General features: G+C 60.9%; 26 protein-coding genes. 6 read left to right on the forward strand and 20 right to left on the reverse strand.

Annotated elements, in window-relative coordinates:
• Positions 1 to 7: 7 nt before the first annotated feature.
• The 19 genes from ACW9IN_RS06080 to ACW9IN_RS06170 form a co-directional block, all read right to left on the reverse strand.
• Positions 8 to 508 (reverse strand): CinA family protein, encoded by a 501-nt coding sequence (locus ACW9IN_RS06080; RefSeq protein WP_457365026.1) that lies wholly within the window; start codon positions 506 to 508, stop codon positions 8 to 10.
• 159 nt (positions 509 to 667) lie between these two features.
• Positions 668 to 1,228: a glycoside hydrolase family 19 protein gene (locus tag ACW9IN_RS06085; RefSeq protein WP_457365027.1), complete on the reverse strand. Its 561-nt coding sequence runs from the start codon at positions 1,226 to 1,228 to the stop codon at positions 668 to 670.
• An 89-nt stretch (positions 1,229 to 1,317) separates the two neighbouring features.
• Positions 1,318 to 2,325: a phage late control D family protein gene (locus ACW9IN_RS06090; protein WP_457365028.1), complete on the reverse strand. Its 1,008-nt coding sequence runs from the start codon at positions 2,323 to 2,325 to the stop codon at positions 1,318 to 1,320.
• A gap of 9 nt (positions 2,326 to 2,334) precedes the next feature.
• The gene (locus tag ACW9IN_RS06095; RefSeq protein WP_457365029.1) at positions 2,335 to 2,547 is read right to left on the reverse strand and encodes a tail protein X; all 213 of its coding nucleotides are present in this window, start codon (positions 2,545 to 2,547) and stop codon (positions 2,335 to 2,337) included.
• Positions 2,540 to 2,923, reverse strand: a complete 384-nt coding sequence (locus tag ACW9IN_RS06100) for a phage tail protein (protein WP_457365030.1) — start codon at positions 2,921 to 2,923, stop codon at positions 2,540 to 2,542. The genes ACW9IN_RS06095 and ACW9IN_RS06100 overlap by 8 nt, the downstream gene beginning before the upstream one ends.
• Positions 2,923 to 4,212 (reverse strand): hypothetical protein, encoded by a 1,290-nt coding sequence (locus ACW9IN_RS06105; RefSeq protein ID WP_457365031.1) that lies wholly within the window; start codon positions 4,210 to 4,212, stop codon positions 2,923 to 2,925. Before ACW9IN_RS06105 ends, ACW9IN_RS06100 begins: the two co-directional genes overlap by 1 nt.
• Positions 4,213 to 4,340: 128 nt before the next feature.
• The gene (locus ACW9IN_RS06110; protein WP_457365032.1) at positions 4,341 to 4,913 is read right to left on the reverse strand and encodes a phage tail assembly protein; all 573 of its coding nucleotides are present in this window, start codon (positions 4,911 to 4,913) and stop codon (positions 4,341 to 4,343) included.
• 181 nt (positions 4,914 to 5,094) lie between these two features.
• Complete coding sequence (locus tag ACW9IN_RS06115) at positions 5,095 to 5,601, reverse strand: phage major tail tube protein (RefSeq protein ID WP_457365033.1); 507 nt, start codon at positions 5,599 to 5,601, stop codon at positions 5,095 to 5,097.
• Positions 5,601 to 6,767: a phage tail protein gene (locus ACW9IN_RS06120; protein ID WP_457365034.1), complete on the reverse strand. Its 1,167-nt coding sequence runs from the start codon at positions 6,765 to 6,767 to the stop codon at positions 5,601 to 5,603. The genes ACW9IN_RS06115 and ACW9IN_RS06120 overlap by 1 nt, the downstream gene beginning before the upstream one ends.
• Positions 6,768 to 6,769: 2 nt before the next feature.
• On the reverse strand, positions 6,770 to 6,973 hold the full coding sequence (locus ACW9IN_RS06125) for a hypothetical protein (RefSeq protein ID WP_457365035.1): 204 nt from the start codon (positions 6,971 to 6,973) through the stop codon (positions 6,770 to 6,772).
• An 83-nt stretch (positions 6,974 to 7,056) separates the two neighbouring features.
• Entirely contained in the window at positions 7,057 to 7,455 is a 399-nt protein-coding gene (locus ACW9IN_RS06130) for a phage tail assembly chaperone (RefSeq protein WP_457365036.1), read from the reverse strand.
• Positions 7,452 to 9,446 (reverse strand): phage tail-collar fiber domain-containing protein, encoded by a 1,995-nt coding sequence (locus ACW9IN_RS06135; RefSeq protein WP_457365037.1) that lies wholly within the window; start codon positions 9,444 to 9,446, stop codon positions 7,452 to 7,454. Before ACW9IN_RS06135 ends, ACW9IN_RS06130 begins: the two co-directional genes overlap by 4 nt.
• Positions 9,447 to 10,076, reverse strand: coding sequence for a phage tail protein I (locus tag ACW9IN_RS06140; protein ID WP_457365038.1), 630 nt, complete (start codon positions 10,074 to 10,076; stop codon positions 9,447 to 9,449).
• Positions 10,073 to 11,068, reverse strand: a complete 996-nt coding sequence (locus ACW9IN_RS06145; protein WP_457365039.1) for a baseplate J/gp47 family protein — start codon at positions 11,066 to 11,068, stop codon at positions 10,073 to 10,075. Before ACW9IN_RS06145 ends, ACW9IN_RS06140 begins: the two co-directional genes overlap by 4 nt.
• A complete protein-coding gene (locus ACW9IN_RS06150; RefSeq protein ID WP_457365040.1) occupies positions 11,065 to 11,397 on the reverse strand; it encodes a phage baseplate protein in 333 nt (110 codons plus the stop codon). Before ACW9IN_RS06150 ends, ACW9IN_RS06145 begins: the two co-directional genes overlap by 4 nt.
• Positions 11,398 to 11,406: 9 nt before the next feature.
• The gene (locus tag ACW9IN_RS06155; protein ID WP_457365041.1) at positions 11,407 to 12,018 is read right to left on the reverse strand and encodes a phage baseplate assembly protein V; all 612 of its coding nucleotides are present in this window, start codon (positions 12,016 to 12,018) and stop codon (positions 11,407 to 11,409) included.
• A gap of 9 nt (positions 12,019 to 12,027) precedes the next feature.
• The gene (locus tag ACW9IN_RS06160) at positions 12,028 to 12,525 is read right to left on the reverse strand and encodes a hypothetical protein (RefSeq protein ID WP_457365042.1); all 498 of its coding nucleotides are present in this window, start codon (positions 12,523 to 12,525) and stop codon (positions 12,028 to 12,030) included.
• Positions 12,526 to 12,546: 21 nt separating this feature from the next.
• The gene (locus ACW9IN_RS06165; RefSeq protein ID WP_457365043.1) at positions 12,547 to 12,891 is read right to left on the reverse strand and encodes a phage holin family protein; all 345 of its coding nucleotides are present in this window, start codon (positions 12,889 to 12,891) and stop codon (positions 12,547 to 12,549) included.
• Between the two features lie 598 nt (positions 12,892 to 13,489).
• Complete coding sequence (locus tag ACW9IN_RS06170) at positions 13,490 to 14,224, reverse strand: LexA family transcriptional regulator (RefSeq protein ID WP_457365044.1); 735 nt, start codon at positions 14,222 to 14,224, stop codon at positions 13,490 to 13,492.
• 199 nt (positions 14,225 to 14,423) lie between these two features.
• On the opposite strand from ACW9IN_RS06170, the gene mutS reads away from it, so the two are divergent.
• Together mutS and fdxA are read left to right on the forward strand one after the other, a co-directional pair.
• Positions 14,424 to 17,015, forward strand: a complete 2,592-nt coding sequence (mutS, locus tag ACW9IN_RS06175) for a DNA mismatch repair protein MutS (protein ID WP_457365045.1) — start codon at positions 14,424 to 14,426, stop codon at positions 17,013 to 17,015.
• A 142-nt stretch (positions 17,016 to 17,157) separates the two neighbouring features.
• A complete protein-coding gene (fdxA, locus tag ACW9IN_RS06180; protein WP_457365046.1) occupies positions 17,158 to 17,481 on the forward strand; it encodes a ferredoxin FdxA in 324 nt (107 codons plus the stop codon).
• A 496-nt stretch (positions 17,482 to 17,977) separates the two neighbouring features.
• Here fdxA and apbC read toward each other — a convergent pair whose 3' ends face one another.
• Positions 17,978 to 19,072 (reverse strand): iron-sulfur cluster carrier protein ApbC, encoded by a 1,095-nt coding sequence (gene apbC / locus ACW9IN_RS06185; RefSeq protein ID WP_457365047.1) that lies wholly within the window; start codon positions 19,070 to 19,072, stop codon positions 17,978 to 17,980.
• 171 nt (positions 19,073 to 19,243) lie between these two features.
• On the opposite strand from apbC, the gene metG reads away from it, so the two are divergent.
• The 4 genes from metG (at position 19,244) to ACW9IN_RS06205 (ending at position 23,371) form a co-directional block, all read left to right on the forward strand.
• Positions 19,244 to 21,295: a methionine--tRNA ligase gene (metG, locus tag ACW9IN_RS06190; protein ID WP_457365048.1), complete on the forward strand. Its 2,052-nt coding sequence runs from the start codon at positions 19,244 to 19,246 to the stop codon at positions 21,293 to 21,295.
• Positions 21,296 to 21,414: 119 nt separating this feature from the next.
• Positions 21,415 to 22,371 carry an electron transport complex subunit RsxB gene (gene rsxB, locus ACW9IN_RS06195; RefSeq protein WP_457365113.1) on the forward strand — a complete coding sequence of 319 codons (957 nt, stop codon included), beginning with the start codon at positions 21,415 to 21,417 and terminating at the stop codon, positions 22,369 to 22,371.
• A 68-nt stretch (positions 22,372 to 22,439) separates the two neighbouring features.
• Positions 22,440 to 23,078, forward strand: coding sequence for an endonuclease III (gene nth / locus ACW9IN_RS06200; protein ID WP_457365049.1), 639 nt, complete (start codon positions 22,440 to 22,442; stop codon positions 23,076 to 23,078).
• Between the two features lie 107 nt (positions 23,079 to 23,185).
• A complete protein-coding gene (locus ACW9IN_RS06205; RefSeq protein ID WP_457365050.1) occupies positions 23,186 to 23,371 on the forward strand; it encodes a PA3496 family putative envelope integrity protein in 186 nt (61 codons plus the stop codon).
• Position 23,372 lies beyond the last annotated feature (1 nt).

Raw genomic sequence — 23,372 nt, forward strand, 5'->3', positions numbered from 1 at the left:
GGATCGCCTACCCCTGATTTTCTATTTCTGCTGCAGCTCGTCGCAACAAGCCCTCTAGCGCGGCCTTTACCGTTTGTCGGCGGACCTCGTCGCGGTTGCCGGAGAAGTGCTGGCGTTCGGCCGTGACCTCATCACCCACGCCAAACGCCAGCCATACCGTGCCCACCGGTTTGTCCGGCGAGCCGCCGTCCGGCCCCGCCACACCGCTGACCGCCACGGCGAAACGCGCCAGGCTTTTCTCCTGGGCGCCACGGACCATGGCCTCCACCACCTCCTGGCTCACCGCGCCGACTTTGGGAAACAACGCTTCCGGCACATTCAACTGCCGGGTCTTCTGTCGGTTGGAATAGGTGACATACCCAGCCTCGAACCAGGCCGAACTGCCCGGGATGCGCGTAATCGCTTCGGCAATGCCACCGCCGGTGCAGGACTCGGCAGTGGTGACGTGGGCATTGAGCACCTGCAAGCGGCGACCCAGTTCGGCAGCCAGTTGAGTGATTTCCTTCACGGTCGTCTCCGGGAATGGGCGGGGGTTCGCCTACCCTACAGGAGCCAATCGGCCATGCAAGTTGCAACGTGCGTCAAAACGCTAACGGGTGATGGCTTGCACATAGGCCTGGCAGGCACACCCCACCTGCCGTCACCACCAGCAACACAACCAGCCCGATCAGACGGGCACGCATAGCACCTCCCTGGCTCGCGCCCACAGTTGCAAACGATGATCCAGCCCATTGAGGCCACCATTGATCCGCCGAGTGATAGTGGTGAACTGGTCTTTGTCGGCCAGTTCGTTGAGGCCATTGCTCTGCCAGAACCACGCAGCGGACTCACAGGCCCATTGCGGTTGCTCCAGCAATTCCGGTTGTCGCAACAGCCGATCATCACCGAACAACGCCCGGCTGCACGCCAGGTAGTTGCGCCGCCCGGTAATCTGGATCAGCCCCCTGCCCCGATACCGCTGACCATCGCCATCCGCTTCGGGCGTGTTGCCCAGACGGGCAGCAAGAGCGCCGGTGTCATATTTGCTGAGGTATTGATCGCTGCCCAGTTCACGTACGTAGCGCAACTCGCCGGATTCGTGGCCGATTTGGGCGAGGAAGGCAGCGATGCGTTTTGGCTGATCAACCTCGAACCTGGACATTGCCACGTTCAATACGGGCAAAAAAAAGCCCGCTCTGAAGCGGGCGCCAGGCAAAATCTGGATCAGTTGAGAAAGCGTTATAACCATGGTTCTTCACGTCTCGAAATAAAACATGTCACAACATGACCGACGACAACCAAGACAACGCACCGGCCGATTGGCAGGACGGGGGATGGCTAATGGGCCAGCCCCAGCGCCGTGACCGAGCTGCGATAGCCTTTCTCATCGTGGGTGTGGATCACCTTGTCGATCGACCAGCGCCCACGCATGTACGCCGGCCAGGACTCGTCCAGCAGCACCAGGCCTTCGGCGCAGAGTTGCGGGTTGCCTGGGCATTCGATGACCAGCGTCAGCGCTTGCTGGCCGACACGGCGCAGCTCGCCTTCGGCCACGGCCCGGGCTTCGGTTTCGTTCTGGCAGCGTTGGCGCAAGGTCTTGAACGGCGCGCTGCCGACCTGCACCATCCGTTCGCTACAGCGGGTGTTGTCCCACCAGTAGACCCGACAGCCGCGGTATTTCGAGCGGGCCTTTTCGTCGATCTTGGCCGTGATGAACGCCTGGCTGCCCGGGCGGTTGTCCTGGGTGACCGACAGCGTGACATCGGGCAGTTGCTGGCCGGACAACGACTTGACTTGCCCGCTCTGGGCCAGCACGTACAGGTTGTCGATCGGCTTGCACACGGCGCGGTAGCGCGCCGCGAGCCGGGTGAGAAAGCCCATGTCGGTTTCGTTGGACTGGTCGATATGGGTAATCGCAATCCCTTCCAGAGCCGGCGCCACACGGGGCGAAAAACCATGGCGCGTCACCAGCTGGCGAAACAGCGCGCCCAGCGTCGTGGCGCCATGGCTGACCGAGCGTCGCTGACGATAGCCGCTGACGTCCGACACACTGAACGGCGCAGCAGACGCCACGATGTGCAGGCGCATGGGAAACAGCACTGGCGTGCGTTGCGTCACCACGAACTCGCCCTTTTCCACCAGCCCGGACTCGCGATAACCGACCCTCAGGCCGATCTTGCCGCCCAGGCTCGGCAGCCCGTCCAGCCCTTCGGTATTGATCGTCAACTCCAGCCGGTCAGACTCGATGCCGGCGGCGTCGGTATGGGTCCAGGTCATCACCCGCTGATTGAGCAGCGCCGCATTGGCGCCGTAAAACTCCACGCTCGGCGTAAATCCCAAGGGCATGACGCCTCCTTAATCCCAGGCGGTGACAGGGCGCGCAGCGGCCGGCTGCGACGGTACTTCAGGCACATTCACCCAGACGCCCGCCGGCAAGACCGGGCCCTGCTCGGCCAACGCGGGATTCAAGCGCCAGAGCATCTCTTCTGCGGCATCGTCACAACGGCCCAGCTCGCGGTACAGCAGCAGGTTGACCGAATCACCGGCAATGCTTCGTGCTCTACGCATTGACGAACTCCTCCAGGGTGAGTGTCCAGCCGATAAGCATGGCCGTGCCGTCATCGATCACGCCGCTCTGATTCTCGGCAATCGTATTGATGCGCCACAGGCCCCAGTTGCGACCGATACCGTCGACCAACGGCAACGGTCGGCGCTCGGCCTGCAAGGCACGCAGCTCGTCGAGCCGTTGCATGCCGGTGGCGTACATGGCTTTGCCGGTGAACGTCAGGGTTTCCGACTTTTGCCCGGACTGCCGCGATTGCGGTTTGCTGGCGATGATGTCCAGGCTGGTCCAGCCGCCATCCGAATTGCGCGCGAGCGTGTCATAGGCAAAGTCGCGGGCCAGTCCGAAAATGAAATTGCCCAATACCATTTGTTGTCGCATCAGACCCTCCCATCATTCAAAGCGGCGCCGCTGCGCGCGCCCAAGAGATCACCCATCGACAGCGGCGTGAACTGCGCTTCGATCTGCTGCACCACCAGGGTGGCCAGCTCTTGATTGCTGGCTTGTTCAGGCGCGTTGATGGTGATTTGCGGAGCGAAGGTGAGTGCTTGATTGGCCGCCTGGACAGCGCCGAGGTTTTTGCTGACGTCAGCCGGCGGGGGCAGGCGGTCCGCAGGGCCCATGACTTTTTCGCTCAGCCATCCGCCGAGGTCGCTGCCGACAAAATTGCCCACGACGCCTCCGACGGCCTTGCCCAGCAGGTTCCCCGCCACGCTGCCCAGCACGCCGCCCAACAGGGTACCGGCGCCCGGAATGATCGAGCCGAGCGCGGCCCCGGCGATGCCGCCAATCCTGGCGCCAACGAACCCGCCAATGGCACTGCCGGCGTAACCACCGGCCACCGCACCGCCGGCCGAAGCCACTCCGGTGCCGACCGCCTTCATGTCGCCCGACGCCAGCCCACGGCCAATGTCGACACTTGCGCCCACCAGCATCAGCGGCAATGCCGCTTTCTCAACCGCGCTGCCCACCTTGGCCACCTGGCCGAACAAACCCTGGCGCCCTGGTTTGATCGAGGCGCCTTTGGTTTTACCCGGTTTGGTTGGGGTGGATGTGCTTTCGCCCGTCTTTCCCGCGCCAGAACTGGCCGGTGAAGCGCCACCGCCGAGGATTTTCTCGGCGGCCTTTTCGTACAGTTTGTCCGTGACCGCGCCAAAAACTCCAGAGACCAACGGCGCCAGCGCCGCACCCGCCAGACTCAACGCGGCGGTGGTTTTCGGCAGCGCTTCGGCCAACGCCGTCAGGCCATCGACAATGTCGGTGAGGAGCATCAGCGAGGTATCCACCACCGGCGCCTGGGCTTTATCGACAGCGGTGGAAAGGCGCGTCGTACTCGCCTCATAAGCTTCCCGGCGCGCCTGGGTCGAAGCCGGTTCCGTAGAGGTCTTTTTCTCGGTGGCGCTGCCGTCAACCGTCTGCCGCACTTCCAGGCTCTTGAGCAACGAAGCGTTGAACGTCTCAAGGGTTTCCCTGAGCAGCACCTGCTCCATGACTAGGCGATTGATCACCACGCCCGCGTTGGCCAACGCCAGGCCCAGGCGTGAAAAGGGCTGTTGTACGGCATCCAGCGGTGACGGCCCGACAAGGTTTTGCGGCTGAGGCCGCGCGTCATCCGTGACGCTTGCGCTGTACGTCAGCCCGGCCGACGCCAGCGAATAATTGATTTGCATACCGCTCTACTCCTGTTTGACGCCAAGGCGAGTGATCGCGATGTCGTAGCGGCGCAAGGCTTTGGCGGCATCCCACTCCAGGATTTCCGCCTCATTGACCGAATAAACCAGCGGTACCACATCGAGGATTACGTCGATGTCGCGTTGCGAAAGAAGGCCGCCGGTTGATTTAAAAAATCGTTGATGCGCACCTGCAACTCGGTCCAGTCGGGCACCGTGAGTTGGGCCAGGTCGGGGATCATCAGGCCGGTGCAATGGGCGGTGATGAACTCGGCACGGTCCTTGTCGCTGGCGAGTTTTTTCATCACCTTGGTGGCACGCAGGGCGGGCATTTCCAGGGGCAGTTCGGCGTGGCTACGACCGGCGGCCTCCAGGGGCAGCAGCAGCTTGACCGGCGCATCGGCCGAGGCATCTTCGGGTTCGCCACGGAAGAACGACGCAGGACGCGTCGACATCTCGTGTACGTACTGGGCAATGCTCACGTAATCCGGACGCTTGAGCTGGTCGAGTTCGTTTTCCGACAGGCCGGTGGCGAGTTTCGCCAGTTCGAAGAACTGATCGTCCTCGTCGTCACCGGCCCGGGCCAGCGCATCTTTCTGCGCGGCGTAGTACAGCGGTTTGAGCTGAACCTGCTCGATCTTCGCGCCGGTATCGGCGGTGATCGAAGACAGCAGGACATGCAGGGGTGGCATCCAGGCCATAGGGCAATTCCTTGGTCAACAACTGTTGAAGAAAACGCAGATACAAAGAGGAGCGCGGTCAATGTGGGAGCCGGGATTGCCCGCGAAGGCATCACTGCGGTGCAGCGGATAAACCGGGTCGCCTGTATCGCAGGCAAGCCAGCTCCCACATTGACAGTGCCCACCTCAGATCACGGGGTCTTTAAGGCATCAGCACCGCACGGCGGGCATCGCCGAGGATGTCCACGCCGTTGAGCACGAACTTCTGGGTGCGCACGTCGATGTCGATTACCGGGATGCCGTTTTCCAGGCGGTTGTAGGTGCGGCAGGACAGCTCCAGGGTGGTGGTGGCCTTGTCACCCATCTTCAGCTTCGCCTCCTCCAGGGATTTGAGCTTGCCGCCGACGGTGTGGTAGGTGAAATAGGTCTTGCCGTCCTGGTCCTGGCCGGCTTCACGCACATTGAGCAGGATGTCGTCCCCCAGGCGCACGCCCAGGGCCAGCATCACTTCCGGGCCGGCGCCTTGCAGCACCAGCTTGGCACCCAGCACCTTGCCGTTCTTGGCCATTTCTTCGGCGATGAAGCGGCCACCGGACATGGCTTCCATCTCGAACTCGATCTTCGGCGGGGTGAACTCTTCCACCGTCGCGGACAACGGCAGGCCTTGCAGGGTGGCCGCAATGGCCTGTCTTACACGGTTGGTAAACATTAGAGAACGTCCTCCAGGAACTGCTCGATGATTTCATCGCGGGCATTGAGTTGATAAATCATGTGTTCGTTCGGCGCGTAGCGGCCGTAGTCGATGACGATGTACCAGGTGCCGTTCTTGTACTTCTCGACACTGTTGAGTTCCGGGTGCAGGTACACGCTGCCACCGGGAATGGTTTCGTCGGCGACCAGGGTTTGCAGCCAGTCGTTGATGCGCTTGACCTCCTGATCCATGAAGGACTTGGTGAGGTTCTTGGCCATGGCTTTCTGGCCGGCCTTGACCAGCTTGCGGCTGATGGCGTCTTCCAGGCCCACGTAGCTGATGAACTTGCCGGTGATGGACCGGTTGCCCAGCAGCGAGAAGCCGCCAAGGATGGTGCGGGCGTAGTAGCTCACGCCGTAGCGGTTGAGCAGGTCGCCTTCGGTGGAAGTGTCGAGGATGTTGTACTCGACCACGCGAGAAACGTCCTCGGCGAACGTCACCTGATTGCCCGGGCTTTCCCACTGTTTGACCTTGGCCAACGCGGCGATGGCCAGGGACGACGGCGACAGGAATACGTTTTTCTTCGCCGCCCTGGAGTACACCGAAGGCAGGTTGTGCACCAGCAGGCAACGGTCGAAGCCGAGGTCGGCACCGCCCAGTTCGCCGCTGTACTTCACTTGATCGGCGACGCTGACGTCTTTGCCATCCAGCACCACACGGGCCTTGATGCGCTTGCCGAACGCAGCGAACTCACCGGCCACGGCCTTGGTACCGGTAAAGCCCGGCGCGCCGATGATGGTCAGGTCTTCCGGCACACTGGCCAGCGCGGCCAGGCCCAGCTTGCGACCGGTCACCGGCTCGTCGCCGCCGATCACGTTATTGACGGTGTCCGCCGGGGTGGCGCCCTCGTCGACGATCACCACATAGACCGGCACCTTGACCACTTTGAGGATCTGGTACACCGCCTGGAACAGCGTGCCCGACTCGGTACCGGTCGGGTCCAGCAGCGCCTGGGTGGTGAAACTGTTGATACGAAACGGCGCGTTCTTGGGGATCGACGCATGGGCCTTCGGCGCGGTGCCGACCAGCCCGATCACGTTATCGCCCAGGCCACCCATGGCCTCGGGGGATTCGGTGGCGTTGACGGTGATGCCGTTGTGCTCGAAGTTCAAAACCTCAGCCATGATTAGTCAGCCTTCTTGGTAGTGGCCTTTTTGGCCGGGGTGGTGTCCTTTGCGGCGTTCAGCACGCTGGTCAATTCCAGACGGCCGGCGGCGCGCAGGGCGGATGCTTCGACGTCCATCAGTTCCAGTTCCTCACCGACGGAGGACCAATGGCCGGCGCCGGTGGGGAATGGGGTGAGGACGGTGTAGGTTTGGCGAGTGGCCATTGGTGGATCTCCATGCACAAAAAAGCCGCTCATGGCGGCGATTGTTCAGGTTGGAAAGAAAACGCCCCGTCAGAGCGGGGCGTTTATTCGGTTTGACCTGCGATCCAGAGCGGCGCTACCGGACGGTGGGCGCTATCCGGGAAGTCAGGAGACTGGGGCCAATCACGCAGGGCCTGTACAAAGGCCAGCAACTCAGCGAACTGCTCGCCGGACAAGGTGGTTGCTTTGCCTATTTCCTGCTGGTCACGGTGACGTTCGCGCAACCACAGGATTGAGGCCAGTTCAGCGTCGCGCCAGGCTCTTTCCGAGGCATTCAAGGCAACCTGCACATCCTCGGGTGAAAGAACAGGAACGACCCAAACGCCCTCCTCCGATGCCACGTGAGCGGATGAAGGACGATCACCCTGCATCACGATCCAGCCCGGCGGGCAATCACCGCCCACCTGCTGGAAACCACTCTTCAACTCTGCATAGACGTTCATGCCATTACCCCTTTCAATCGCCATACAAGTACACGGCAAGGCAACGGCGAAACGCCAGTCGTTGCCGACAGCAAAAACGGCGATCCGGATAAGGTATTCGGATAAACGAGGCCGTTGATGCCGGTTTGAACCACAATCGAGTTACCCATTTGGTTGGCTTGCACACCATGGCCATAACGATCCGGGCCGCCTACTCCGCTGTAGTGATCCCCGAATTCGGGGTTCGCCCACTCGCCGTTGTAAAGCACTTGCGCAGTGCAAAACACGTGGTAGCCAGGAAATGGGTTGGTTGCGACGTAGCGACTATTGACGGCTACGCCTCCCGGACTGGCCTTGTTGCCACCGCCCGGGTAAATAACCGTGAAGTCCACCATGCTGGAGAGGTTGGAAACCTCGAGTGCCAGTGCGCTGATGTCTATCTGGCCTTGGTTGACGGGGGCGTTCCAGGCTTTGATGCACCACATCACCGCAAGATTTCGAGGACGTGTAACCCCGAAATTATTGCCTTCAGCAGCCATCGTGCCGCCACTGCCTGTCACGCCACCATAGGCGGCACCTGGATAGTCCGCCGAGTTCGCCACATCCAATCCGTACGCCGAACGTGCGTTCGATTCAGGTGATGTCGTGGCGTTATACAGCCCAGTGACAGAGACGGTGGAGACCGTCGAATCGACCGTCTGCAAGCTACCCTTTTGGACTGTCCCCACTTCTCGTCCAGCATCTACGCCACGGCCATGATCCCAACCGCGCAAGAACTCCCCGCGCGACTCTGGCAGGCGAAAGAACCCGGCTGGCTCATTACCGGTGTTGAACGTAGTCCCTAGATACGTCGCCAGGTCAGGGTAGGTCGCAATGCTCTTCACACTGCCGTCCAACTCCAGGTATCCGGGCGGCACGGCAGCTTTGGGGAACGGAACGATCGAGCCGATGGGCACGGCAGATTTCAAGGTATCGAGCTCGCTGACCAGCGCTGCAACGTCGATGTTTCCCTGGTTGATGGGGGCGTTCCAGGCTTTGATGCAGTACATCACGGCAATACTGCGTGGGCGTGTTTCATTCGCAGTGCGAGGGTCGCCGTTCACGCCATCAGTAATCGGTGTGGCAACTGTAGGACCAAGGACCGTATCACCTGCTTTATTGGATACGAATGGCCCATTTGACGCTTCACTGATAACGCCCGCCCTACCACGCAACTCATGACCATGGCCCTGGAAAGAGTCTGCGCGCCAACTACCGATTACACGCCCAGCATCCACCCCCCGCCCATGATCCCACCCACGCAAAAACTCCCCACGGGACTCCGGCAGTCGAAAATTCCCAACGCCCTCATCGCCCTTGTTGAACGCCGTCCCCAGGAACTTCGCCAAGTCCGGATAGGCCGCCGCACTCTTGACGCTGCCGTCGATTTCCAGGAAACCCACCGGGACCTTGTCGACCGGAAACGCGACCATCGATCCCACGGGCAATGCCGAAGACTGGGCAATCAGCGTCTCGATCTCCGCCTTCGAATAGGTGCCCTGCTTCAGGTAGTCCATCACCCAGGCCCGTGTCGCCTTCACCACTGTGTCGTCAATCAACAACGTCACGATCGAAGCGTTGCTGGTTTCGAAGATCGAGCGGATGTAGAACTCTTTCCCCGACCCGGACGTGGCCAGCACCGGCTTGTAGGATTCGGGGTATTTGACGATGGCGTACAGGATGCCGGTGTCGGTCCACAGCCCGGCCTCGCGCACATACCAGCCGCCAACATCGGAGGGGATGGTGACTTCGGCCATCAGCCAGCTGGAGTTCTTTTCGTCCTGGAACAACGCGTTCAACGGGCCGCGCCAGACTTCGCGTTTCAGCGCTTTTGCGTTGGCGTCGGGGTTGTAGACGGCGCCGTTGCCGTCGCCGACGGAGATCTGCGCCAGTTTGATCGGTACGCCTGCGGCCTTGCAGGCGGTTTCGTAGGCGATCCCCGCATTAGTGAGCAGGGTGTAATAGTCAGCCATTTAATGCTCCTGTGGATAAAGAGTGGTGGTTTCGACGGTGTAGAGACCGGCCGCCATAAAAGCGCGTCCTGTGGCCTCGACCCCTGCCAACACGCTGGGGTAAATCGTGGTGAGTTCGCCGCACAACGTGGCGGCGCCGATGCTGTGGCGACCCGAGGCGCTCAATCCGACGGAAATCGACAGAATGTCGCGCTCGCTTTTGGCGTCCGCCAGGCGGCGGTCGAGTCGAGCGTCGACGGTTTCGCTGTAAGGCAATTCGGTCCAGGCCCGTACGGCAAAGCTGTAGGGCACGCCGGGCGGTGTCTGTTCGTACCAGGCGCGCACTTCGGGGCTCAGTTGCAGCCCCTTGGCGGCGTTTTCCAGGGCCTGGCGGGTGCCGGCCTGGCGTGCGGTGGGCCAGGCCAGTTTGACGGTCAGGCGCTTCTCGATTTCGGGCGCCGTGGTGCTCCACTCGTTCACCGCCCGATCCGCCGCCAGGTACGGCAGGAATGCTGCCGGGGTGCGGTCCGGGTCCATCAATTCGGGAAAGGGTGGCGTGACCCGCTCCAGTAAATAACCAAAACCCAGGTCCAGGGCTTTTTCCAGGGGGGCGCTGTTGACGGGCAACAGGCTCGGTTTGGGCTCACTCATAGTGTGCGCACCTCCACCTCGACACCCGTGCAATACGGGGCCTGGAACGCGGTGCTGATAATCGGCGCCAGCGGTTCGAGGATCTGCAATTGCACCGCGCCGGCGCTGTGGATGGCATAGTCGATCCAGCTGGGGTCCACGCGGCCTTCCAGGCGGTGACACGAGTCAGCGTAGGTTTGCAGCAGGTTTTGCGCCGCGACCTGGGTCAACCCCGAGTCGGGGCCGGCGTTGATTTTGGCGACCACACGAATCTTGTAGCGTTGAATCTGCGCCCCCTGGACGCTGACGAGATCGGTCTCCGGGCGGACATCGGGCCGTGCGAAATGACGCCGCACGCCGTCGAGCAAATCGGCGGACGGCGTGCCGTCGCCCTCCCGTGAAAGCACGGTGACCATCACTTCGCCCGGTGCCGTGCGCCGACCGTTGCCGTCCTTGACCTGGGCCGCAAAGCCATCCGGGTCGAAGGTGTAACTGACGGTGACCACGCCAGGCGTCGCGCTTTGCACCTTGACCGAGGGCCGTTCGCCAAGGGTGAACACTTCGCGGCGATACTGCATGCGCGAACCCGCCGCCGGCGCGTGGGGCGCCAGGTAATAGCGCAGGCGGGCGTCGTCATCGCTTTCCAGCACCGGCGGCACAGGCGGGAATGCCGACGGGTCACCGGGGTCGAGTACCTGGCGCTCCAGGCCCATGTCGGCCAGACGCGCATCCAGGTTGCTGCCGGTGGCCCACCACGCCAGCATCTGCTTGATGCGGGCGTTGTATTTGCGCTCGTGGGTTTGCAGGCGCACGCAAAACGCTTCCAGGGCCAGGGTCAGCAGTTCGCTTTCGTTGTCGAGACTGACCTTGAGCTTGGCCGCATTCTGCGGCGCGCGGGTGGCGACGTAATCGATGACAAACGCCTTGAATTCCGCCAGCAACGGTTCGAACGCATCGACGGCGATGATGGCCGGTTCCGCCAGTTGGTTCTGGCCAGGGATCAGCATGCTCATGTGACGACCTCGAAGGATTGTTGACGGTTTTTCCAGGTGCCAGCAAAACGCAGCAACAGACCTGCGCCCTGGCGGCTGGCGACGATGACCTGGGGTTGAAAGTCGGTGATGCCGTTCTGGGTGTTGTAGAACGCCTGGGCGGCATGGCTCTGGGCGAGGATCAGCAGGTCATCGCCCAGGTTCTGGCCTAGCAGTTGCGGGATCATCGAGCCGTATAGCGGGCGCTTCTGCCGAGTGCCCACGGGGGTAGTCAGCGCTCGGGTGGCACGCTGCACGAATTGCAGCCAGTCATCGACCGCTGCCCCGGTGTTCCTATCGATTCCGATCATGGCAAATCCTTATGCGCTGCTGATCACGCGGCCCTGGTGATCGACCACCGGGCCGCTCAGGTGAATGCCGGCGGCGTCGAGCACAAGGCCGCTGCCACCGAGTTGCAAATTGATGCGGTCGGCGCTCATCAGCAGCGTCGCCGCGCCGACCGTCGCCGTGACCTGCTCACGGGAACCGCTGACGGTGGTGGGGCCGTTGACCCAGTTGAAGGTGTGGCTGGCATCGTCGTAATCGCTTTGAGTGCCGTCCTGATAGCGGCGCCGCGTCAACGACGCCACACCGGACACTGGTGGAAACTGGCCGCTGTTGAGGCCGAACAGGGCGACCGATTGTTCGCCCCCTTCCCCACCGCCATAGTTGAGCAGCAGGCATTGTTCGCCCACCGAAGGAATGCGGGTTTCCGTCTGCGCACCGGCGCTGGGGTTGAAGAAGCGGATGGACGGCGAGAGCAACTCACCGTGACTGACCCGACAGGTATTGCTGGCCGGGTCGACCGCCTGGCAGACGCCGATCCGGCAGAAGCTTTCGGCACGGCGATAGAGGTCGTCGAGTTGGGCCTCCATTTCGGCCAGGCGCTCGACAATCGGCCCCAGTTGCATGCGCAGCAATGCATCGAACATGGGCGACTCCTACAGGGGGCGGTATTGATCCGGGTCGTCGATGTTCGAGACTTCCCAGGTGCGGGCAAACAGCGGAATACCGGTGGGATCTTCGAGCAGCAGCGGTCCGATATAGAGGGTTTGGGTGAAGGACACGGTCCAGGTGTCGTAGTCCGTTTCCGCGCTGACTGATACCGACGGTGCCGCGACAATCTCCACAGGCAAATCGCACTGGTCTGGAGGCAGACCCCAGCGGTTATCCAGGGCCAGGTCCATCAGTTGGCTGGCCAGGTCGCAGGCCGCGAAAGGTGCCGAACCGCTGGCCACGGTGGCCCTGAGTGAAACCGACAAGGCGTGGGCCTTGCGGCCCTCGACTGAACGGGTGCCGGGGCCGTTGCGCTCCACGCTGATCAGTACGCCGGCGCCGGCAAAGTCGTGGTGATTGCCTACACGCAATTGTGGGAAAGCACTTTTCAGCGCGTCTCCAATCGCGACAGGCAGTTGAGAAGGTTTTTCGAGAGGTGTCATCGCGTTGCGTCCTTGCGGCGGTTATTGCTGATCCGGGCGGGAGGTCGGGGCCTGGTTGACCCCGATGCGTTTGGCTGCCCACCGTTCATACAGGCCGATGGCGACATCCGCGCCAGCCATGGCCGTGAGGCAACCAATGGCGCCGGCGGTCCAGATCGACATGCCGGCGGCGTAACACAGCATCAGTGCCGATACCCCGCAGACCATGCACGCCCCGGAGCGCAGGGCGAGGCGCCGTATCAGCGACCAGCCACGGGCGCCCTCCTTGTCGGCGCGCCACATCTCACCCGACACCCCGCCGATCAAGGCCAGTGCGATCACCAGCCAGATAGGCATTTCCGCTAACGCTTGCTGCTCGTTTGTCATGTCACGCCTCCTGGCTGAGCATTACCGGCAACGGGCCGGTTTCTGGGTAAATCCATGGGTAGGTAGGCATTCCAAAAAGCCCGGTTGCCCGGGCTTTTCAGTAATGCGGTCCTTCTTCGATCTTTCGGCGCTACTGGCGCGGTACGGATCTTTCCTCGATGTTTTTCCGACCACGATCCCTGTCTGCCGGATAACTGCTTCTGGTGCTTTACGCTGCACACCCGGGTCAGTTGCCAACCCTCTGAACCGTTATGAGGCCGGTTCATCGCTGCCTGTTGTTGAAGCGGTGAAACTAAAGAGCGTCGGCATCCTTGCCGGTGTTGCCTGGCATCCCTGCCATCGCTTCGATGGCGTCCTTGCCGGTGTTGCGTGCCTTCCTTGTCTTCCTTGGCGGCATCCTTGCCACCTCCACCAGACCTTGTTGGCTGGCTTGAGACGAAGAATATGCATGCATGCATATACAGTCAATGCGTAAATGCATTTATTTTTCTTGATGGCATGCATGAGTGCATCAAAAGCCTTGCAGGCATTGGGCTGGATGATTTTTACAGGCGAAAAAAAGCCCGCTCAGGTGCGGGCTTTGTCTTGGGCAAGGCGGTCAGCGGGCGTACATGCCCCACCAGAACACGTGGCCGAGGATGCTGATCTGCTCCTCCTGGATTTCCTGGAAGCTGTAGTCTTCGTCCGGATGTTCATCACGATTGAAACTGCGCAGGCGAATCCCGGAAGGCAGGCGGTAGAGCTGTTTCACCCGCAGTTGACCATTGTGATTGATGGCATACAAGTCGCCATCGACGATATCGCCAATGCCGCTCTTGCCCGCATTCACGCCGACCGTCGCGCCGTCGCGCAGCACTGGCAGCATGCTGTTGCCACGCACGGTCACGCACTTGGCCTGGTCGAACTGCACGCCGTTGTGCCGCAAGCTGCGCTTGCCGAACCGCAGGCTGGCCTTCTCGCTTTCCTCGATGACGAATCTTCCTGATCCAGCAGCCAATTCAACCTCGCGCAGAAAGGGGATCGACACCTCGTCGTCATTCACGGGGGTGTCGTCATCCCACAGGCTTATGTCCTTGAGTTCCGAATGCATCGGGTCACGCCCCTCCTCCCGCGAAACGCCCACCGCCGCGCGGCCGCGCAGCTGGTCGGTGCTCACGCGAAAGTACTCGGCGATACGGGAAATGTGCTTGTCCGAGGGGTCAACGATCTTGCCGCTGAGGATCCGGGACAACGTGGATTGAGGCACGCCGGTACGCCGGTGAAGCTCCGTGGGGGAGATCCGGTCGCGGTCCAGCAGTTCTCTTAAGACGGATGAAACGTTGCGTTTTTGCATAACGGGGATAATGACGGGGGATTTTGGGGTTTGCAAATGCTGATTTGCATATTTCTGGCATTTACCTTGCCGGGGTACCTATCCGCTTGTGAACTGCGCCCGCCCGACCTCGCGTGTTAACCTTGCCGCCATCGCAAAATCGCAGGGCGGAATGCCCCACCTTTGCCCCACTCCTTTCAACGAATTTGCCTACTATCCAATGAGTAAGAACACTCCCGAGCTGTCCTCCCACACCCCAATGATGCAGCAGTACTGGCGCCTGAAAAACCAGCACCCTGATCAGTTGATGTTCTATCGCATGGGCGACTTCTACGAGATCTTCTATGAGGATGCGAAGAAGGCTGCCAAGTTGCTCGACATTACCCTGACGGCGCGTGGGCAGTCGGCGGGGCAGTCGATTCCGATGTGCGGGATTCCTTACCACTCTCTGGAAGGTTACCTGGTCAAGCTGGTGAAGCTTGGCGAGTCGGTGGTGATTTGTGAGCAGATCGGCGATCCGGCGACGAGCAAGGGGCCGGTTGAACGTCAGGTGGTGCGCATTATCACGCCGGGCACGGTGAGTGACGAGGCGCTGCTGGATGAGCGCCGCGATAACCTGATCGCCGCCGTGCTGGGGGATGAGCGGCTGTTCGGGCTGTCGGTGCTGGACATCACCAGTGGCAACTTCAGCGTGCAGGAGATCAAGGGCTGGGAGAATCTGCTGGCGGAACTGGAGCGCATCAACCCGGTGGAGTTGTTGATCCCGGATGATTGGCCGAAGGACCTGCCGGCGGAAAAGCGCCGTGGGACCAAGCGCCGTGCGCCGTGGGATTTCGAACGTGATTCGGCGCTGAAAAGCCTGTGCCAGCAGTTCTGCGTGCAGGACCTGAAAGGCTTCGGCTGCGAAACCCTCACCTTGGCCATCGGCGCCGCCGGTTGCCTGCTCAGTTATGCCAAGGAAACCCAGCGCACTGCCCTGCCGCACTTGCGCAGCCTGCGCCATGAGCGTCTGGACGATACCGTGGTGCTCGATGGCGCCAGCCGTCGCAACCTGGAACTGGACACCAACCTGGCCGGCGGGCGTGACAACACCCTGCAATCGGTGGTCGACCGTTGCCAGACCGCCATGGGCAGCCGCTTGCTGACCCGTTGGTTGAACCGCCCATTGCGCGACTTGAGCGTGCTGCAAGCGCGTCAGTCGTCCATTACCTGCCTGCTGGACGCTTACCGCTTCGAGAAATTGCAGCCGCAGTTGAAGGAGATTGGCGATATCGAGCGCATCCTGGCGCGGATCGGTTTGCGCAACGCACGCCCCCGTGACCTGGCTCGCCTGCGTGACGCCCTCGGCGCGCTGCCGCAACTGCAAGTGGCGATGACCGAGCTGGACACGCCTCACCTGCAACAACTGGCCGTGACCACCGGCACGTACCCGGACCTTGCAGCCCTGTTGGAGAAGGCCATCATCGACAACCCGCCAGCCATCATCCGTGACGGCGGCGTATTGAAGACCGGCTACGACGCCGAGCTGGACGAGTTGCAATCCCTGAGCGAAAACGCCGGGCAATTCCTGATTGATCTGGAGGCCCGCGAAAAGGCCCGCACCGGGCTGGCCAATTTGAAGGTCGGCTATAACCGTGTGCATGGCTACTTTATCGAACTGCCGAGCAAGCAGGCCGAGTCGGCGCCGATCGACTATCAGCGTCGCCAGACTCTTAAAGGTGCCGAGCGCTTTATTACACCAGAACTGAAAGAGTTCGAAGACAAGGCGCTGTCGGCCAAGAGCCGCGCCCTGGCTCGGGAAAAGATGCTTTACGAAGCCTTGCTCGAAGACCTGATCAGCCGCCTGGCGCCGCTGCAGGACACCGCTGCCGCGCTGGCGGAACTGGATGTGCTGAGCAATCTGGCCGAGCGCGCGCTGAACCTTGACCTGAACTGCCCGCGTTTCGTCAGCGAGCCGTGCATGCGCATCGTGCAGGGCCGTCACCCGGTGGTGGAACAGGTGTTGACCACGCCGTTCGTCGCCAACGACCTGTCGTTGGACGACGATACCCGCATGTTGGTGATCACAGGCCCGAACATGGGCGGTAAATCCACCTATATGCGTCAGACGGCGTTGATCGTGCTGCTGGCGCATATCGGCAGTTTTGTACCGGCGGCCAGCTGTGAGTTGTCCCTTGTGGACCGTATTTTCACGCGGATCGGCTCCAGTGATGACCTGGCCGGCGGCCGCTCTACCTTTATGGTGGAAATGAGCGAAACCGCGAACATCTTGCACAACGCCACTGAACGCAGCCTCGTGCTGATGGATGAAGTAGGGCGCGGCACGAGTACCTTCGACGGTTTGTCCCTGGCCTGGGCGGCAGCCGAGCGCCTGGCGCATCTGCGTGCCTACACCTTATTTGCCACCCACTACTTCGAACTGACCGTGCTACCGGAAAGCGAACCGCTGGTGGCCAACGTGCACCTTAACGCCACCGAGCACAACGAGCGCATCGTGTTTCTGCACCATGTATTGCCTGGGCCGGCCAGCCAGAGCTACGGCCTGGCCGTAGCGCAATTGGCCGGTGTGCCGAACGATGTGATCACCCGCGCCCGCGAACACCTCAGCCGCCTGGAAACCACCGCCTTGCCCCACGAAACCGTGGTCGCCAGCCCCGCCAAGGCCAAAACCAAACCCAGTGCGCCGCATCAGAGCGATATGTTCGCCAGCCTGCCCCACCCGGTGCTGGAGGAGTTGGCCAAGCTTGACCTGGATGACGTAACGCCGCGCAAAGCACTCGAAATGTTATATGCACTGAAGGTTCGGATATAACGCTGACGCGTGCAAGCTGGTAGACTCTCGCGCGGTTTGGGATGCTGCGGGCTATTAGCCTGGCCTGCAGACTATCGCTCCCGAACCTCGCGAGCCCTGCCACAAAGGGTTTCGCCGCCGCCGCCTGAGGAGAAAATTAGAAATGACCTTCGTCGTCACCGACAACTGCATCAAGTGCAAGTACACCGACTGCGTGGAAGTATGTCCGGTGGACTGCTTCTACGAAGGCCCGAACTTCCTGGTTATCCACCCGGATGAGTGCATCGACTGCGCCCTGTGTGAGCCGGAATGCCCGGCCGTCGCCATTTTCTCCGAGGACGAAGTCCCGGCAGAGATGCAGGAATTTATTGCGTTGAACGTCGAGCTGGCGGAAATCTGGCCGAACATCACCGAACGCAAGGATCCGATGCCGGATGCAGCAGAGTGGGATGGCAAAAAAGGCAAGATCGCAGACCTCGAACGCTGATAGCGTCGCCGCCCCCAAAAGGCCCCTTGCGGGCCTTTTTGCCTTTCTGGAGACAGGGTTTCACTTTTCTGCAGGCAAAAAAAAGGGGCGGTATGACCCGCCCACATTTTTTCCCTAGTCCCTGTATTCCTTTTCATCATCCTGATGAATCGCATCCTGCGACGTTCCTTCAAACCATCGTTCCTTGATGGCTGTGCCAATCCGTGGACACAGGGCTGATGTTAAAGAGTTCCAAGGGAAGTTCAACGGGATCCAACCCAGGGAATGACAGGTTTCTTGATTCCACATCCAATATTTAATTCTTATATTTCAACAAGATAGAAAACTCTCTCGTCGATTCGAGACAGACATGGATGGTAAAAAAACCAAACACTTACGAAAAAGTAAGCAAATGCTTACACGAGCAATTGCGTAAAAGCGTAACGGGCTACTGTTGCCAATCTTCCAGACATGAAAAAGCCCCGGCAGGGCCGAGGCTCTTTCCTTTCAATGGCCGTCAATCATCACTGACGGTAATGGTCGGCATCGCCGGAGCAGCCGCTTCCTGCAGCACAATCCGAGCGCCCACGTGGCGAGCCAGTTCCTGGTAGATCATGGCGATCTGGCTATCAGGTTCGGCCACAGCGGTGGGCTTGCCACTGTCAGCCTGCTCACGGATCAGCATCGACAGCGGCAACGAAGCCAACAGTTCGACACCGTACTGGCTGGCCAGCTTCTCGCCACCGCCCTCGCCGAACAGATGTTCTGCATGGCCGCAGTTGGAACAGATGTGTACCGCCATGTTTTCCACGACACCCAGCACCGGGATATTGACCTTGCGGAACATTTCCACGCCTTTCCTGGCGTCGAGCAGTGCCAGGTCCTGAGGCGTGGTCACGATCACCGAGCCGGCCACCGGAACCTTTTGCGCCAGGGTCAGCTGGATATCGCCTGTGCCTGGCGGCATATCGATCACCAGGTAGTCCAGGTCGCCCCAGGCGGTCTGGGTGACCAGTTGCAGCAAGGCACCGGATACCATCGGTCCGCGCCAGACCATCGGCGTGTTGTCATCGGTGAGGAAAGCCATGGACATCACTTCGACGCCCAGAGACTCGATGGGCACGAACCACTTCTGGTCCTTGACCTTGGGTCGGGTGCCTTCGGCGATGCCAAACATCACACCCTGGCTCGGTCCATAGATATCCGCGTCGAGAATACCCACGCGCGCGCCTTCTCGCGCCAGGGCCAGGGCCAGGTTAGCCGCTGTGGTGGACTTGCCCACGCCGCCTTTGCCGGAGGCTACGGCCACCACGTTCTTGACGTTGGCCAGGCCCGGGATCTGCGCCTGCGCCTTGTGCGGCGCAATCACGCACTGGATGTCGACCTTGGCCGAACGCACGCCGTCCAAACCTTCGATGGCCATTTGCAGCATCTGCGCCCAGCCGCTCTTGAACAGGCCGGCGGCGTAACCCAGTTCCAGGCGAACGTCCACTTGGTCACCCTGAACCTCGATGGCACGAACACACCCGGCGCTGACCGGGTCCTGATTCAAATAGGGGTCGGTGTACTGGCGAAGAACGGCTTCCACCGCTGCGCGATTGACGGCGCTCATGGGCTACTCCCGAAAAAGACTGACTGAAACAGGCGGCTATCCTAACCGTTCCAGAGGCTTAACGGCATGCTTTCGCAGGTTTGGACGCAGCGGAAACAGCGCCACGGGGTGAAATAAATTTCCCGGCGCTTTATAGTGGCCGACCTCCGTTTCATCAAGTAGCCGAGCCCCATGTCCGAGCCACGCAAGATCCTCGTCACCAGCGCCCTGCCCTATGCCAATGGCTCCATCCATCTTGGCCATATGCTTGAGTACATCCAGACCGATATGTGGGTGCGCTTCCAGAAGCATCGCGGCAACCAATGCATTTATGTCTGCGCGGACGACGCCCACGGTTCGGCCATCATGCTGCGCGCCGAAAAGGAAGGGATCACGCCAGAACAACTGATCGCCAACGTGCAGGCTGAACACAGCGCCGACTTTGCCGATTTCCTGGTGGACTTCGATAACTACCACTCGACCCACGCCGAAGAAAACCGCGAGCTGTCGACCCGGATTTACAAACGGCTGCGGGACGCGGGGCATATCGACCAACGTTCGGTCACACAGTATTTCGACCCGGAAAAGAAAATGTTCCTGGCCGATCGCTTCATCAAGGGCACCTGCCCCAAATGCGGCACCGAAGACCAATACGGCGACAACTGCGAGAAGTGCGGCGCCACCTACGCGCCTACCGAATTGAAGGACCCGAAGTCGGCGATTTCCGGCGCGACCCCGGTGCTCAAGGATTCGCAGCACTTCTTCTTCAAGCTCCCGGACTTCCAGGCCATGCTGCAAACCTGGACCCGCAGCGGCACCTTGCAGGACGCCGTGGCCAACAAGCTCGCCGAATGGCTCGACAGCGGCCTGCAACAGTGGGACATCTCCCGCGATGCACCGTATTTCGGCTTCGAGATTCCTGACGAGCCAGGCAAATATTTCTATGTGTGGCTGGACGCGCCAATCGGCTACATGGCCAGCTTCAAGAACCTGTGCGACCGCACGCCGGCGCTGGACTTCGATACGTTCTGGGACCAGGACTCAACCGCAGAGCTGTACCATTTCATCGGAAAAGACATCGTCAACTTCCACGCCCTGTTCTGGCCGGCAATGCTCGAAGGCTCGGGCTACCGCAAGCCGACCGGCATCAACGTGCATGGCTACCTGACAGTCAACGGCCAGAAGATGTCCAAGTCCCGGGGCACCTTTATCAAGGCGCGCACCTACCTGGATCATCTGTCGCCGGAATACCTGCGTTACTACTACGCCTCCAAGCTGGGTCGTGGCGTCGATGACCTGGACCTGAACCTGGAAGACTTTGTACAGAAGGTCAACTCGGACCTGGTGGGCAAGCTGGTCAACATCGCCAGCCGCTGTGCAGGGTTCATCCACAAGGGCAATGCGGGCCTGCTGGTGAGCGAAAATGCCGCCCCGGAGCTGACCGAAGCGTTCCTGGCCGCTGCGCCCAGTATCGCCGATGCCTACGAGGCCCGTGACTTTGCCCGTGCCATGCGCGAGATCATGGGCCTGGCCGACCGCGCCAATGCCTGGATCGCCGACAAGGCGCCGTGGTCACTGAACAAGCAGGAAGGCAAGCAGGCCGAGGTCCAGGCGATCTGCGCCACGGGCATCAACCTGTTCCGCCAGTTGGTGATCTTCCTCAAGCCGGTGCTGCCAGTGCTGGCCGCCGACGCCGAGGCCTTCCTCAATGTCGCACCGCTGACCTGGAACGATCACACCACCTTGCTCGCCAACCATCAATTGAACGAATTCAAGCCACTGATGACCCGTATCGACCCGGTCAAGGTGCAGGCCATGACCGACGCGTCGAAAGAAGACCTGATCGCCAGCCAGACCGATACCGGCGAATCGGCGCCAGCCGGCAATGGCGAACTGGCCAAGGACCCGATTTCCCCGGAAATCGAATTCGACGCCTTCGCAGCCGTGGACCTGCGTGTCGCATTGATCGTCAAGGCTGAAGCCGTGGAAGGTGCCGACAAGCTGCTGCGCCTCACGCTGGACATCGGTGACGAGCAACGCAACGTGTTCTCGGGCATCAAGAGCGCCTACCCGGATCCGTCCAAGCTCGATGGCCGCCTGACCATGATGATCGCCAACCTCAAGCCGCGGAAAATGAAGTTCGGTATCTCCGAAGGCATGGTGATGGCAGCCGGCCCTGGTGGCGAAGAAATCTACCTGTTGAGCCCCGACAGCGGTGCCAAGCCGGGCCAGCGCATCAAGTAAGCGAGTAAGGCCGGTGTCGAGCGGGCTTGTGTGGCCAGCGGGCTTGCCCGCTTGCTACAAAAGCTGCTCACAACTCAAACCCGCTCAATACGACACGCCGCCTGCCAATGATCGCCCCCATGAACCTCATTCAACGCATCGATGCACTCTTGCCGCAGACCCAATGCGGCAAATGCGGGCATCCTGGCTGTAAGCCTTACGCCGAGGGTATCGCACGGGGCGAAGCCATCAACCGGTGCCCGCCAGGCGGGCAGGAAACCATCGCGGGTCTGGCGCAATTGCTGGGCGTGCCGGTGCTGGAACTGGACATCAGCCGGGGAGAAGCGCCGGCGCAGGTCGCCTATATACGCGAAGCCGAGTGCATCGGCTGCACAAAATGTATCCAGGCATGCCCGGTTGATGCGATTGTCGGCGCGGCGAAGTTGATGCACACCGTAATCCTCGACGAATGCACCGGCTGCGACCTGTGTGTAGCCCCCTGCCCCGTCGATTGCATTGAGATGCGCCCGGCAGCCAGTGTGTTGCCGATTGTAGGTGGCTTGGCGGCCAATGATCAGCAGCGTCATGAACGTGGCCTTAAACGCGACCGGGCACGCCGACGCTTTGAGCAACGCAACGCACGACTGCAACAGGAAGAAGCCTACAGGCTTGCCGAACGGCTGGCTCGGACCAATCGCCCTGCGCCCACCTTATCCATACCGTCCGTCGACGCTCAGGATGCAGCGGTCAAGAAAGCCAAAATCACGGTGGCCATGAGTCGTGCCCAACTGCACAAATCATTGAAGGCATTTGGTCACCCACCAACGTTTGAACAGCAGTCACAGCTGATCACCCTGCAACAGCAGTTCGAAGCCGCAGAGCAGGCGCTGGCTGCGCTGGAGACGCCCAGTGCCCCCACGACAGCGACGGCATCCAGCAAGACCGCCGACCTCAAGCGTGCCAAAATCCAGTTGGCAATGCGCCGGGCCGAGCTGAAGAAGGCCCTGGATGCGAACGCAGACCCTCAGCGACTAGCCAAAGCACACCATGATCTCGACGAGGCGCAGCGCCACGTAGATGCTCAAGGCAAGGCCTGACACGCGATAACGCTTGCCGTGTGTATCGCTACAATTTCGCCGACCGCCCGCAAGGAACTCACGCCCCCATGAATGCCGCAAAGCGCCTGGAAATTTTTCGCAGGTTTCACGAAGACAATCCGGAACCCAAGACCGAGCTGGCCTACACCACACCGTTCGAGTTGCTGATTGCCGTGATCCTCTCGGCACAGTCCACGGATGTGGGCGTCAACAAGGCCACGGCCAAGTTATACCCGGTGGCCAACACGCCCGAGGCAATTCATGCCCTGGGTGTGGACGGTTTGTCGGAGTACATCAAGACCATCGGGCTCTATAACAGCAAGGCCAAGAACGTCATCGAGACCTGTCGCTTGCTGGTGGAGCTGCACGGCAGCGAAGTGCCACAGTCCCGCGAGGCCCTGGAAGCACTGCCTGGCGTAGGCCGCAAGACCGCGAATGTGGTGCTCAACACGGCGTTCAGGCAACTGACCATGGCGGTGGACACGCATATTTTTCGTGTAAGCAACCGTACTGGCATCGCCCGTGGCAAGAACGTGGTGGAGGTGGAAAAGCAGTTGATGAAGTTCGTGCCCAAGCCGTACCTGCTTGACTCCCACCACTGGCTGATTCTGCACGGGCGTTATGTCTGCCAGGCGCGCAAGCCGCGCTGCGGGAGCTGTCGCATCGAAGACCTGTGCGAATTCAAGGAAAAGACTTCCGACGATTGAGTGTTTATTGTTTTTTTCGATCCATCGATTGAAAAAATCTTTTTTACCCGTTCATGGATTATCGTTATAAGGAGCGCCAACGGCAGTCTTAGCCTGGAGTTAACCTTATGAGCACTGGCAAAGAACAACTGGATGTAGAAGACGACCTGGTTAGCGAGTCGGAGGACGACGGGGCGGAAGCGCCTGTGGTGGAGGTAGCCAAGACCAATCTCAGCAAACGTCGCACCATCGACAATCTCCTGGAAGAACGACGTTTGCAAAAACAGCTGGCGGATTACGACTTCGATCTCTGAC

The organism is Pseudomonas sp. SDO5271_S396, from assembly GCF_054071795.1.

Excerpts from the sequence above, each read along its gene's own strand:
- ACW9IN_RS06085 (WP_457365027.1), bottom strand. The coding sequence starts at position 1,228 with ATGGTTATAACGCTTTCTCAACTGATCCAGATTTTGCCTGGCGCCCGC.
- nth (WP_457365049.1), top strand. The coding sequence starts at position 22,440 with ATGAATGCCGCAAAGCGCCTGGAAATTTTTCGCAGGTTTCACGAAGAC.
- ACW9IN_RS06145 (WP_457365039.1), bottom strand. The coding sequence starts at position 11,068 with ATGAGCATGCTGATCCCTGGCCAGAACCAACTGGCGGAACCGGCCATC.
- ACW9IN_RS06135 (WP_457365037.1), bottom strand. The coding sequence starts at position 9,446 with ATGGCTGACTATTACACCCTGCTCACTAATGCGGGGATCGCCTACGAA.
- ACW9IN_RS06105 (WP_457365031.1), bottom strand. The coding sequence starts at position 4,212 with ATGCAAATCAATTATTCGCTGGCGTCGGCCGGGCTGACGTACAGCGCA.
- fdxA (WP_457365046.1), top strand. The coding sequence starts at position 17,158 with ATGACCTTCGTCGTCACCGACAACTGCATCAAGTGCAAGTACACCGAC.
- ACW9IN_RS06170 (WP_457365044.1), bottom strand. The coding sequence starts at position 14,224 with ATGCAAAAACGCAACGTTTCATCCGTCTTAAGAGAACTGCTGGACCGC.
- rsxB (WP_457365113.1), top strand. The coding sequence starts at position 21,415 with ATGAACCTCATTCAACGCATCGATGCACTCTTGCCGCAGACCCAATGC.
- ACW9IN_RS06095 (WP_457365029.1), bottom strand. The coding sequence starts at position 2,547 with ATGCGTAGAGCACGAAGCATTGCCGGTGATTCGGTCAACCTGCTGCTG.
- ACW9IN_RS06090 (WP_457365028.1), bottom strand. The coding sequence starts at position 2,325 with ATGCCCTTGGGATTTACGCCGAGCGTGGAGTTTTACGGCGCCAATGCG.
- ACW9IN_RS06165 (WP_457365043.1), bottom strand. The coding sequence starts at position 12,891 with ATGACAAACGAGCAGCAAGCGTTAGCGGAAATGCCTATCTGGCTGGTG.
- ACW9IN_RS06130 (WP_457365036.1), bottom strand. The coding sequence starts at position 7,455 with ATGAACGTCTATGCAGAGTTGAAGAGTGGTTTCCAGCAGGTGGGCGGT.
- metG (WP_457365048.1), top strand. The coding sequence starts at position 19,244 with ATGTCCGAGCCACGCAAGATCCTCGTCACCAGCGCCCTGCCCTATGCC.
- ACW9IN_RS06155 (WP_457365041.1), bottom strand. The coding sequence starts at position 12,018 with ATGTTCGATGCATTGCTGCGCATGCAACTGGGGCCGATTGTCGAGCGC.
- ACW9IN_RS06115 (WP_457365033.1), bottom strand. The coding sequence starts at position 5,601 with ATGTTTACCAACCGTGTAAGACAGGCCATTGCGGCCACCCTGCAAGGC.
- ACW9IN_RS06205 (WP_457365050.1), top strand. The coding sequence starts at position 23,186 with ATGAGCACTGGCAAAGAACAACTGGATGTAGAAGACGACCTGGTTAGC.
- apbC (WP_457365047.1), bottom strand. The coding sequence starts at position 19,072 with ATGAGCGCCGTCAATCGCGCAGCGGTGGAAGCCGTTCTTCGCCAGTAC.
- ACW9IN_RS06120 (WP_457365034.1), bottom strand. The coding sequence starts at position 6,767 with ATGGCTGAGGTTTTGAACTTCGAGCACAACGGCATCACCGTCAACGCC.
- ACW9IN_RS06100 (WP_457365030.1), bottom strand. The coding sequence starts at position 2,923 with ATGCGACAACAAATGGTATTGGGCAATTTCATTTTCGGACTGGCCCGC.
- mutS (WP_457365045.1), top strand. The coding sequence starts at position 14,424 with ATGAGTAAGAACACTCCCGAGCTGTCCTCCCACACCCCAATGATGCAG.
- ACW9IN_RS06125 (WP_457365035.1), bottom strand. The coding sequence starts at position 6,973 with ATGGCCACTCGCCAAACCTACACCGTCCTCACCCCATTCCCCACCGGC.
- ACW9IN_RS06140 (WP_457365038.1), bottom strand. The coding sequence starts at position 10,076 with ATGAGTGAGCCCAAACCGAGCCTGTTGCCCGTCAACAGCGCCCCCCTG.
- ACW9IN_RS06150 (WP_457365040.1), bottom strand. The coding sequence starts at position 11,397 with ATGATCGGAATCGATAGGAACACCGGGGCAGCGGTCGATGACTGGCTG.
- ACW9IN_RS06110 (WP_457365032.1), bottom strand. The coding sequence starts at position 4,913 with ATGGCCTGGATGCCACCCCTGCATGTCCTGCTGTCTTCGATCACCGCC.
- ACW9IN_RS06160 (WP_457365042.1), bottom strand. The coding sequence starts at position 12,525 with ATGACACCTCTCGAAAAACCTTCTCAACTGCCTGTCGCGATTGGAGAC.